The 10,314-nt window shown below is 65.0% G+C and carries 10 protein-coding genes and 1 pseudogene; 4 read left to right on the top strand and 7 right to left on the bottom strand.

Annotation, left to right across the window (positions count from 1 at the left end; translation table 11 throughout):
* Positions 1–298 precede the first annotated feature (298 nt).
* On the bottom strand, positions 299–757 hold the full coding sequence (locus IEZ19_RS48180) for a MarR family winged helix-turn-helix transcriptional regulator (RefSeq protein ID WP_189317703.1): 459 nt from the start codon (positions 755–757) through the stop codon (positions 299–301).
* A gap of 124 nt (positions 758–881) precedes the next feature.
* On the opposite strand from IEZ19_RS48180, the gene IEZ19_RS48175 reads away from it, so the two are divergent.
* Both IEZ19_RS48175 and IEZ19_RS54060 read left to right on the top strand, forming a co-directional pair.
* Complete coding sequence (locus IEZ19_RS48175) at positions 882–1,028, top strand: hypothetical protein (RefSeq protein WP_189317702.1); 147 nt, start codon at positions 882–884, stop codon at positions 1,026–1,028.
* Between the two features lie 666 nt (positions 1,029–1,694).
* On the top strand, positions 1,695–1,943 hold the full coding sequence (locus tag IEZ19_RS54060) for a hypothetical protein (RefSeq protein WP_189317701.1): 249 nt from the start codon (positions 1,695–1,697) through the stop codon (positions 1,941–1,943).
* On the opposite strand, the gene IEZ19_RS48165 is transcribed toward IEZ19_RS54060, so the two are convergent.
* The 4 genes from IEZ19_RS48165 to IEZ19_RS48150 form a co-directional block, all read right to left on the bottom strand.
* Positions 1,868–2,143: a hypothetical protein gene (locus tag IEZ19_RS48165; RefSeq protein ID WP_189317705.1), complete on the bottom strand. Its 276-nt coding sequence runs from the start codon at positions 2,141–2,143 to the stop codon at positions 1,868–1,870. The two genes, IEZ19_RS54060 and IEZ19_RS48165, sit on opposite strands and share 76 nt — an antisense overlap.
* A gap of 309 nt (positions 2,144–2,452) precedes the next feature.
* Positions 2,453–3,490, bottom strand: a complete 1,038-nt coding sequence (locus IEZ19_RS52360) for a DUF6192 family protein (RefSeq protein ID WP_229841687.1) — start codon at positions 3,488–3,490, stop codon at positions 2,453–2,455.
* A 788-nt stretch (positions 3,491–4,278) separates the two neighbouring features.
* Positions 4,279–4,788 (bottom strand): NUDIX domain-containing protein, encoded by a 510-nt coding sequence (locus tag IEZ19_RS48155; protein WP_189317704.1) that lies wholly within the window; start codon positions 4,786–4,788, stop codon positions 4,279–4,281.
* Positions 4,749–5,285: a transposase gene (locus IEZ19_RS48150; RefSeq protein ID WP_189317700.1), complete on the bottom strand. Its 537-nt coding sequence runs from the start codon at positions 5,283–5,285 to the stop codon at positions 4,749–4,751. Before IEZ19_RS48150 ends, IEZ19_RS48155 begins: the two co-directional genes overlap by 40 nt.
* A gap of 54 nt (positions 5,286–5,339) precedes the next feature.
* Here IEZ19_RS48150 and IEZ19_RS48145 point away from each other — a divergent pair.
* Both IEZ19_RS48145 and IEZ19_RS48140 read left to right on the top strand, forming a co-directional pair.
* Positions 5,340–5,789, top strand: a pseudogene (locus tag IEZ19_RS48145) (transposase); the annotation flags it as partial.
* Between the two features lie 165 nt (positions 5,790–5,954).
* Entirely contained in the window at positions 5,955–7,286 is a 1,332-nt protein-coding gene (locus tag IEZ19_RS48140) for a PucR family transcriptional regulator (protein WP_189317699.1), read from the top strand.
* An 80-nt stretch (positions 7,287–7,366) separates the two neighbouring features.
* Here IEZ19_RS48140 and IEZ19_RS48135 read toward each other — a convergent pair whose 3' ends face one another.
* Together IEZ19_RS48135 and IEZ19_RS48130 are read right to left on the bottom strand one after the other, a co-directional pair.
* Positions 7,367–9,658 carry a N,N-dimethylformamidase beta subunit family domain-containing protein gene (locus IEZ19_RS48135; RefSeq protein ID WP_189317698.1) on the bottom strand — a complete coding sequence of 764 codons (2,292 nt, stop codon included), beginning with the start codon at positions 9,656–9,658 and terminating at the stop codon, positions 7,367–7,369.
* The gene (locus IEZ19_RS48130; RefSeq protein ID WP_189317697.1) at positions 9,658–10,059 is read right to left on the bottom strand and encodes a N,N-dimethylformamidase alpha subunit family protein; all 402 of its coding nucleotides are present in this window, start codon (positions 10,057–10,059) and stop codon (positions 9,658–9,660) included. The genes IEZ19_RS48135 and IEZ19_RS48130 overlap by 1 nt, the downstream gene beginning before the upstream one ends.
* Positions 10,060–10,314 lie beyond the last annotated feature (255 nt).

Genomic DNA, 10,314 nt, shown 5'->3' with positions numbered 1-10,314 from the left:
GGTCGCGGTCATCGACAGCAGGGAGGCCGTGACCACCCAGGTGTAGGCGGACTGGCCGCCACCGAGGTCACCGATGATCTTCGGCAGTGCGTTGGAGACGATCGTGGACGACAGGATCGCCACGAACATGCCGAGCAGCAGCCCGGAGAGGGCCTCCATGATCTGCCGGTGGGACATCGGGGCACTCCCCGGGGAGCCTCCCCCAGGCTTGGCGTGAGCCCGCACACCGGCTGGTGTGGTCGTTGCCATGGGCTTCCTTTTCATACGTGCTTGCGGGTGTACGGGTGGTCTCTTCGACTTACGGAACGGGGACCCGGACCGCCGTGGTCCGGCAGTCGCCGAAGCTCTCGCGCAGCCGTGCCATCAAGTGGATGAGCCCGCTGACGTCCTCATCGGGCCAGTCGTTCAGCCGCTCGGCCAGCAGCGCGGCACTGCGCCGGGACAGCTCGTCGAGCTGGGCCCGGCCGGGTGCCGTGAGGCGCAGGATCCGGGAGCGTTTGTCGGCAGGGTCGGGGGAGCGCTCGATCCAGCCGCGGTCCGCGGCGTGCGCGACATGGCGGCTGGTGACCGACATGTCGACGGCGAGCAGCTCCGCGAGCTTGCTCATGCGCATGTCGCTGTGGCGGCCGAGCAGTGTCAGCACGGGGACGGAGCCACTCGGGCAGTCGGGCGGCAGGATCCGCCCCATGTCCCTCTTCACGGCGCCGAAGGCGCTGAACTGGCGCGCCAGCTCCTCGTACTGCGCCTGCTCGGCCATCGCACCTCCCAAGTTCGTTGCCTGAGGCAACCATAATTCGATTGGTTGCTGCAGGCAAATGAAATGGGGAGCGCCGGGCTAAAGGCTTGGCAAAGGCAAATACTTGCGAACGTTAACTCTACAGGTGAGCGCAGTGCACCCGGTCCGGACGGGGTGCGGGCTGACCACCCTGACCGTCGGCTACGACGCCGTAATCGCCGTCCGCCGCACCTGGCAGAAGACCACCAGCCGGCCTCAGCAGAGCACCACCTCCGCCCGCCGCGCCGCCTGACCCAAGCCGGCCCACCATCACCGGCGCCCGCTTCCCTCCACAGTGCTCCGGCCCCGGCCGGAGCACTCCTTGCTTTCCAGCGCCTCCAGCACGCCCGCCCCCAACAGAAGGCATGTCCCTGACCCAAGAGCCGCTGTCACATGCGCGCCTACAGCGCGGTCGGGTCCCGCGCCCAACCAGCAGACAGAAACGGCTACCAACAGGCTCAAGCAGTGGCGCGGTCTTCCCACACGCTACGACAAAACCGTCACCATCTCCCTTCCTGCGCTGTACATCACGGGGGCGATGTCTTCTCCCGTGTCCGCCGCTCGGATGACGTGGTCCGGCTCCGCGTTCGGATGTCCCGTTCGGCTGCCCGGACGGCGTTACGCTCGCACGCGATAAAGGAGGACTGCTGATCTCGCGGGCGTCCTGCCACCAGGCATGCAGATCACGCCAGCGCAGGCCCTCGATAGGGATCTCACGGTCATAGACGAGGGTGTCGTCCGGGTTCCCTCCGACGATCTCGATGTCGTTGTCCACCGAGGACCGGAAGCGGATGTCCGGCTTGGTGAACGAGGCAAAAATGATGTTCTTCGGCCGCCGATTGCCGGGCAGTCGCGTTGATACCACTGTGAACACCGGGTGGCCGCCAAGCGCGTTCGGCCCCGGACCTGGGAAACCGTCATGGAGTACCTGCGCTCGGTCTCCCCGGTGCTGACCCTGTGGTCGCACACTCATGACCACTTACGCGAGATCACTCCAGATCACGTCCGAGAAGCCCTCGCATCACTTCCATCCAGCTCAGCACGCACCCAGGCACTGATCTCGCTGCGGTCCCTCTTCCGCCACCTCCGCGCTCAGCGGCTGATCTTCAAAAATCCCACCCTCGCATCGCACCTGGCGCCGTCCGCCTTCCTCCGATCCTGCCCCTGACCCAGACCGACTACCAGCAGGTCATCGCCACTGCTACGACACCCGAACACCGACTGACGCTCGTCCTGGCCGCCGTCCACGCAGCTCGTCCCGGCGACATCCGCGCACTCCAGCTCGACGACGTAAATCTCGGCGACCGTCTCATCACGATCGCGGGACACGACCGGCGACTCGATGACCTCACTCTCAAGATCATCCACCGCTACCTGGACCTTCGAAGGAAACGCTGGCCCAACACCGCCAACTCCCACCTGCTGCTGTCAGCACGTACCGCCTACGACACCCAACCGGCGACCGGCTACTACCTCTCCAACCTGTTCCGCGGCCACAACGCCACCCTCGACCGCCTGCGAGCAGACCGCTGGCTCGACGACGAAGCCCTCGACCGCGGACCCGAGCCCCTGCACCTGGCCGCTGTCTTCGGCATCAGCGCCGCCACGGCCCTCCGCTACGCCAACTCCGCCCGCTCAATCCTCGAAGGGGCGGCTCTTCGAGAGTGACCACGACGATCAAGCAATGAGGTTGTACTGCAGCACTCGCCCCGCCAGCTCGGCCAGCCATGGATGCCCTGGGTGGATGAGCTCCAGCCACCCACGAAGGTGATTCCGCCGCGGCGGGTCCAGCAGCGGCAACACCCCCTCGAAGTCCGCCTGATCCTTGGGCCGGGTCGCCTTAGCCTTAAACAGCAGCACCAACTCCGGTACCAGGTACGGGATCCCGTCCGCAGTTCGCTCAATGATCGCGTCGTACGGCAGGGTGGTCTCGCGGATCCGCTCCCGCGTTTGGGCGGAGTTGTCGAACTGCGCCCGGTTGACCAGCATCCTGGCGGTGTCATCCCGCATGACCGTCCGGGCCACCGCCGGCCGACGCAGCAGGTCGGTGGTCACGTGCTGGGCGACCGTATCGTCCCTCGTCAGCTCGGTCACGACCCGCATCCGGTCGGCTGGGGTGACGTGCTCAGTGACCTCGGGACGCTTGAACAGGTCGGCCGCGACCTGGGCGGCGACTTCGTCATCCCGGGTGAGGTCGGCGACGGCCTGCACCTTCTCATCCAGCGTGACAGGACGCTCCACCCGCTGTCCGACCAGCCTTTTGGCGCCGTCCGGCGTCCACTGCCGGGCGCCGGTGCGCGGGTTGAACGGAGGGTCCTCGATCGCTGCCCACCGCTCGGCATCGTCCGAGACCGACGCCAGGATGCGGTGAACCGTGAATGACACGCCCTCCTTACGCTTGTTCGCCAGCCAGCGGTTCGCGGTCCACCGCCAGTCCTCCACGGTCGTCCGGGCGACCCCGATGTCGTCCGCGAACAGCTGCAGCGACTCCGTGACGGTGAACAGGTCGTCCGTTCCGTTCGGCATGGACCCGCCCACCGGACGCATGGGCTCGATCTCCAAGGCCATGTCGCCCAGAGCGAACTGGGCCTTCGTGACCTGCGCGATCAGTTCGCGAGCCTGGGTAACGAGCTGGTCGTAACCTGGCGGGTGACGTTCCCGATCTGGTCGGTCATGATGACCACCGTCTCCTTGCCCCGGGCCCGGCCCGGCCACCCACAATGTGACCGGCAAGGGCAGCCGGCCCCGGTCACGTCCACGGTGGCGCGGGCGCGACACGCGGAGGCAGAGCGCGAAGCGGGGGCGCTCGAAGCACCCTCCGGATGCCCCCAACTCCCCTGAATGACGTGGGGTGTTGGTGATGTGCGCGAGGCGTCACGCTATGGCGTATCCGTAACAGGGTTCCGTGACGCCTGCCGCTGGCGGCAGGCCCGTACCCGGCAGCGGTCCGAGCAGTACACCGCCGACTTCGACCGTTCTACCCCCACCGTCCACGACCGTCCGCACACCGGGCACTCCATCTGTTCGCCCTGCTGCATCGCGATCACCCGCTGCCGGGTCCGCTGGCGCTCCGCCACCGCCGTGACCTGCACCTACCCGAGCAGAACACCGCCTCCACCGCCATCGCCGACGGCAGCGGATCACCGCACTCCCGGCAGTACTGCCGGACCGTCCCTCAAGCTCCCACACTGGGGATCATTCGGCCGTACGCACCTGATCGCCAGGGTTCAAAACACATAGCAAGTGTCCCGACCGGCTGGCCTGCGCACGCTGTCCGTTCTACGTCCCCAAAGACTCCGCCCGCGGCCAGCTCCTGGCCGTCAAGGACGGCATCGACCAGATGCTCGAACAACTCGACGTCACAGATGACGAGCGCGAAACCCTCGAAGGAGACCGCGAAGCGGTCACCGCCCTCGCCGAACGCCTCGCGGACACCCCCACCCCCGCCGGCCCAACCCCGAGGGACCTCGGAACGACCAGTACCTTCGTCCCTCTGACTCAGCTCATGAGCACCGTTTCTGCGAAGGCGCCGGGTCAGCACGGTAGGCGAGATACCGATCGAAAATCTCCTGGCTATCAGGAGTGAAGGTCCACTGCTGCAGAGTCCGCTGCAACTCGGACTCGGTCAGCCACCCGTGCCAGGCCACTTCACCCGGATCGGGGGAGACGATCTCCGGAAGCACGGCATCGCACACCCCAAGCCAGTGAGGGCTGAGCCCGCCCCGGTTGAGGAACTTGAACCGAAGGCACACGGTCGCCGGCGTTCCCAGCTCCTCACTGAGCTCGCGGGCAGCTGCCTCCTCATAGGACTCGCCGACTCCTGCAGCGCCCCCGACCCCGAGTTCGTAGTGCCCTGGGAAACGGGACAGCTGCTCGGCACGCCGATGGACGAGAAAGCGGTTTTGCCTATCACGGCACACCACCGAGGCAACTCGGTGCAGCCAGCCCTCCCGAACGGCCTCCCACCGACTGACTACCCCCAGCACACGGTCCTGAGCGTCAACGCGTTCCACGAGTTCATCCACGACGCACACGATCGCAGAAGCCACTGACACCTGCCCGGAGTCCCGGACCGTGACCCAGTCAGCGGCCCTCGGACCAACCTCATCCCACCGAACGAAAGCCGCAACACCTCGGCGAACAGCTCCTCCACCACCCCCAGCCGCTCGGCCCTGAACCGGGCGATGGTGGTGTGGTCCGGCCCGTGCAGCCCGCAGATCACTTTGAAGGCGACATCGGTGGTGCACAACCGCTCGATCTTCCGCGACGAGCGCACCCCGCCGGCATACGCGTAGATCAGCAGGGCCAGCAGCATCTCCGGGTCGTACGCCTGGCGACCCACCCCGCCCAACCGGTACGACGAGCGCAGCTTCTCCCGGCAGCCGTCCGACAGCGCCGTCACCGCGTCCAGGACGAACCAGGCCAGATGATCTTCCGGCAACCACTCCCGCATATCCGGAGGAAGTAGAAACTGCTGATCGCGCTCCACCACGCGGAAACCCTTGGCCATCCGCAAAGTCTCCCAAATCCCCCACGCAGCAGCAGGCGAAAACGCAACAGGCCCAATATCCTCGACGCCCTTCCGAAGTCCGCCCAACCCGGGGCGAAGAAGGCCCTGCAGGAGACCTATAACGCAGAGGACAAGCAGCACGCGCTGAAGGCGGTGGCCGCGTTCGAGAAGACGTACGGCGCGAAGTGGCCCAAGGCCGTCAAGAAGATCACCGATGACGTGGACGAGCTGCTGGCGTTCTACGACTTCCCCGCCGAGCACTGGATCCACCTGCGCACCACGAATCCCATCGAGTCGACCTTCGCCACGGTGCGGCTCCGCACGAAGGTAACCAAGGGCGCCGGCAGCCCGGCCGCCGCACTCGCCATGGTCTTCAAGCTTGTCGAGTCCGCCCAGCAGCGGTGGCGGGCCGTGAACGCACCCCACCTCGTTGCCCTCGTCCGCGCCGGAGCCCGCTTCGAACGCGGCCAACTCGTCGAACGCCCCGAAGCCGATGCAGCATGAACCAACTCAATTGATCCACAGATCTTGACCATTGCTCTTCAAAAATGCTCTATAAGTAGAGTCTATGAGGAAGTAGAGTCTATGAGGCACGTTTCAAAGCATGCTAGGGCGGCCAGTCCACTCATCTCTGAGCCTCAATCGCCCACATCGAGGCGAACCGAGCGGGTGGTCGGCGAGCGCTGGGGCGACATTCAGGCAGACCTCGGCCCGCACACGATCGGCGCGGCTGAGGCGGCAACGCTGTGCGATCTGGGCCAGCGCCTGTACGAGAAGGCGCCGCAGATCACTGAGGGCTTCGTGGCCTGGTGTGCAGAGCTGTTCCCCCGGGTGCGTCTCCCGGGTGGCGACCTCGGTCCCTTGACGAACTCGGTTTACGACAACATGGTCACGATGTGGGGCATGGTGGCGAACGGCCTCACACCCGAGGACGTCGATCCCCCACCCTATGCACTGCTGTGGCCTCGAAAGATGATTCAAGCCAGGGTCCCGCTAGGCACGCTCATGCGTGTCTACTACGTGGGCCATGCGATGATCTGGCATCGCTGGGTGCAGCCGGAGCTGACGGAATTGGCGGCGCAAGGCAAGGACACCACCGTGATCGCGGCGCGACTGCACAGCCTGACGTTCACTTACCTCGACCTCGCGGCGTTGCGGGTCGCTGAGCAGTACTACGCAGCTCAACAAGAACTGACGAACCCGAGCAGCCGAGTTCGGCGCGGCGCGGTACAGGACATCCTGGCGGGTGCGCAGCCGTCCGCGGCAGCGCGGAAGGCACTGAACTTTTCGATCGATGGGGTCCACAGGGCTTGGATCCTTTGGCTTCCGCCCACAGCCCATGAGCAGTGGCGCGGCTTGTCCGCCCTGGCGGAGCGGATCCACAATCTGCTCGGCGGGACGAGATATGGGGAAGCGCTCACAGTCGAGGACGGGCTCACCGAGATGTGGGGGTGGACGGCCGCAACGACCGAGATCGATCCCGCAGTGTTGACCAAGCTCCGCTCCTTGCTCGTGCCCGGTACTGCAGACAGCGACGGCATCAACTCGGCGCAGGTGAATCCCGTGCGCGGGATCCGACTGGCCTTGGGCGCCCGCTGTACTGGCCTGTCGGGGTTCCGGGACGGCCATGAAGAAGTTCGTTCCCTGCGTACGGCTATGGACCGAGCCCGGGTCCTACCGGCCAATGTGGTGACTACGAACGAAGCCGGGCTGGCAGCCGTGCTTATGTCGGACCCCCAGAGCGCGCGCCGGTTCGCCCTTCGGCGCTTGGGACCGCTCGCTACGGCGACGCCCCCTGCTGCGGAGAGCCTCCGCAGCACTCTGCATGTCTTCTTGGCGAATTCGGGTAGCTACCAGCGGACCGCTGATCAACTCGGAATCCATCGCAACACGGTGCTTAATAGGATCCAACGATGCGAGGCCGAACTCGGGTACTCCGTCCGGTCGGCGGAGCAGGATCTCCTCGCGGCTCTGCTCATTCTGGACTGGCTTCCGAAGTAGTGCTCCTGACGAGTCCGATGTCAGCTTACGATGCCGCTCGGGTCCTGCCTTCGCCGACGGCGAAGGCAGGACCCGAGCTGTCAGATCTCAGGCAGCTTGCCGTCCTGGGAAAAGTAGCGCAACACGTTCGCGGTCATCTGCGAGACGTTGTTGTCGCAGCCATCGTATTGGAGGCTGCCGCACCACGACATGGACGAGGCGCTCCACATCGCACCACCGTTAGGCGTCGAGAAGTAGACCAGGTCGCTTTTCACCATCGGATGTTCGGGAGCGTACATACCGGGGAAGGCGAAGTAGTTCTCCTCCGGGACCAGAACCCAGTTGTTGCTCTCACTGTAGGAACTGCCCACGAGATAGGCGTTCGGCGGGGTTCCGGCGGACTGGTCGTAGCGGTCCACCTCAACGCCGGCTGCGCCATGATTCACCAGACCGAAGTCGCCGATGACGGCCCCCTTCTCGATGCCGTCGAACATCCAGGACAGCTTTGGGTCGTATGAATCTGGCATAGGCTCGTAGCCATAGCCGACGTCGAGGCAGTGGGAGGTGTAAACGACACCCCAGACCTTCGCGGATGACCGACCTCGCATCCGCCAAAGGCCTCCGCGTTCTCCAGAGGTCCCGTGATAGAGCTCGCCCGGGCGGGCTCGCCATGCCTGGTCGCCCTGCTCGCCCTTGCGGATCTCCATTAGCCAGGGCTTCTGCGGGTGCGGCGACGCGATCCAGTACATGCCGTTGCCGGCCAGGTACATGCCGCGGCCGCCCTCAGCGAGATACGTCTCCCAGGCGTCGATCATCTGCCGCGTGTAGTACTCGGGATGTGTACCCGTCATCACGACGTTGTAGCGCTTGAAGAGGTCGACGCCTTCGCGCTGAAGGTCGTGATCCGTCGCGACGTCATACTCGAAGCCCATGGTGTTGAGCCAGTCCACCAGTTGGAGGTCGGCCGGGTATTGCCACACCGTGCCGAACTCGTGGGTGTAGCGGGGGCGCATGTTGAGGATGGGTCGCTTCCAGCTGGAGTACTGACATCCGCGGCCGTCAATGTGGTAGTCGTAGGTGCTTAGCCCGTAGCCGCCGTTCTCGTTGAGCTCGAGGTCGATTTCCTCCAGGGTAGAGAAGTGTCCCATGATCGCCTGTGCTGTCGGGGCGTTCTGCATGACCTGGCTGTTGGCGTAGGCCAGGTAGGAGATCGTCGGGATCAGCAGGAGGATCTTCGCTGTTGCAGTCCCTGCCGGTGGCCGTACGAAGAATGGCACCCAGTCCACGGAATCGCCCTGAGTCAGCCGAACTGCGTAGCACCCGCTGGCGAGATCTGCGGGGAGTGAGACCTCGAAGTCCACATCCCAGCGACAGTCGTCGAGAGAGTCCTCATGGAACCAGATCGCACCGTACTCCTCAGGGCAGTACTTGAAGACCTCTTCAGTCCCCCGCCAGTTCCACCCGGTCATCGCCCGGTCGGGAGTGTTGACGGTGAAGCCATTGAGTCCAGCGCCCCCGACCTCGTGGATGAGGTCGTCCACGATGCCGTCCTTGGTGTAGCCGGCCGCGAAGTCCCATCGGGCGATGACCCGAAGCTGCGCTGGGATCGTGCCCGTGGCGAGTACCTCGGCGGTCTCCGTTGTAGCTACGCCTTCGAGGATGGCCGGCGAGTCGATCTTCCCGTTGAAGTTGGCGGTCACCCAGGTGCGGCCCGTGTCGTCCGCGACGGACTCGGCGAGGCCGGCGATGATGAGCGGCACATCGGCGGTTTCCGGCGCCACCGCCGCCGCTGCCTGAACAGCGCAGTCGGAGTCGAGCGGAAAGACCTTACCGAAGACCCCGTTTGTACTGCTGACGACTGACTTCTGGAAAAGGGCGATGGTGCCCGATTCACTGTCGTAGGTGGCGGACACGGAGTAGAAGGTGTCCGAGAACAGACGTCGATTGCTGGTCACCGACGACGTCGAGCCCGATCCGTCGCCTACGACGAACCGCAAGGCACCATCCTCGTCGACTTCCAGGCTCCATCCCGTCTTCGTGTCGTCGTCCCACTTCGAGATCACAGCCTGTCGGCCTCGGGCAGGGACCATGGAGCTGATGAAGGCGTGCACGGAGAAGCTCCCCTCGGGAGCGAGCCGACCGCTGGGGTCAGGCACCTGCACGTAGCCGCCGTTCTGGGTGCGTTGCAGACGCGCTGGGTACTCTCCGTTGGAGGCTACGTTCACGACCTCCTCGCGGGGGCCGGGACCATCGGGGTGAGGATCGCCGTTGAAGAGACGGACAAGCTCGGCCCGGTAGCTACCGGCGTCGTTCGCCGAGACATGGACCTTGACCTGACCGCCCGGCTCGTAGCTCGGCGTGTCGGTGTATCCGCGAAGGCGCAAGCGGGGCATCAGTGCACCTCTCCAAGGCTGTCGGCGCCAACCTTGCGGCGCAGTTCGGACAAGCGGTACAGGAAGATCGCGTGTACGGCGGCCTTCTCATCCGGAAAGGTTGAGTCATTCACCCAGCTGCACTCAGTGCCGCGTTGGGTGATGATTCCGATGCGGTACTGTTTGTAGGGCTCAACCGCGTAGGCGAAGGTTTTCCCGATCACGGGCAGGGCGCGCAAATGGTTGAGCACCTCCTGCAGCTTCTTACTGTGCCTTCCTTCTGACTGCTCGGGATTGTGTTGGTGCTCGGCGATCAGCTCGTCGTCGACAAGCGCGAGGATGTCCTTGGCCCGGCGTTTGTAGTAGTAGTCCAGCCAGTCTTGGTTGTGGTCTCGCAGTTGGGACGGGTCTGTGTACGGCATGGCTCTCCAGGCTTGAAAGGGAACTCGTCGCTGGTGTGAGCGAAATCGCAAGGAGTCTGACTCCGTTCCGACACCGGGGCAATGGCTCGGCGGATGGGAGACGGCCAATCCATGCTTGAATTGTGCAGCCAGCACAGGACGGTCAGGTGGAGTCGGCGATGAAGCCCACCGACAGACCAGACCTCAGGCTTGCGTTGAGAAGCCGTATCTCAACCGATCATGGAACATGCAAGTCGAACAGGTTTCTCGCCGGGG

Origin of the sequence: Streptomyces brasiliensis, assembly GCF_014647875.1 — a bacterium.
Taxonomy (GTDB): Bacteria; Actinomycetota; Actinomycetes; order Streptomycetales; family Streptomycetaceae; genus Streptomyces; species Streptomyces brasiliensis.
Note: the sequence above shows the minus strand (reverse complement) of the source record. Positions and strands in the feature narration are given on the sequence as shown.

Bases quoted from the DNA above. Each gene is read 5' to 3' on its own strand.
- IEZ19_RS48180 (WP_189317703.1), bottom strand. From the start codon at position 757: ATGGCCGAGCAGGCGCAGTACGAGGAGCTGGCGCGCCAGTTCAGCGCC.
- IEZ19_RS48130 (WP_189317697.1), bottom strand. From the start codon at position 10,059: ATGCCGTACACAGACCCGTCCCAACTGCGAGACCACAACCAAGACTGG.
- IEZ19_RS48150 (WP_189317700.1), bottom strand. From the start codon at position 5,285: ATGGCCAAGGGTTTCCGCGTGGTGGAGCGCGATCAGCAGTTTCTACTT.
- IEZ19_RS54060 (WP_189317701.1), top strand. From the start codon at position 1,695: ATGGAGTACCTGCGCTCGGTCTCCCCGGTGCTGACCCTGTGGTCGCAC.
- IEZ19_RS48135 (WP_189317698.1), bottom strand. From the start codon at position 9,658: ATGCCCCGCTTGCGCCTTCGCGGATACACCGACACGCCGAGCTACGAG.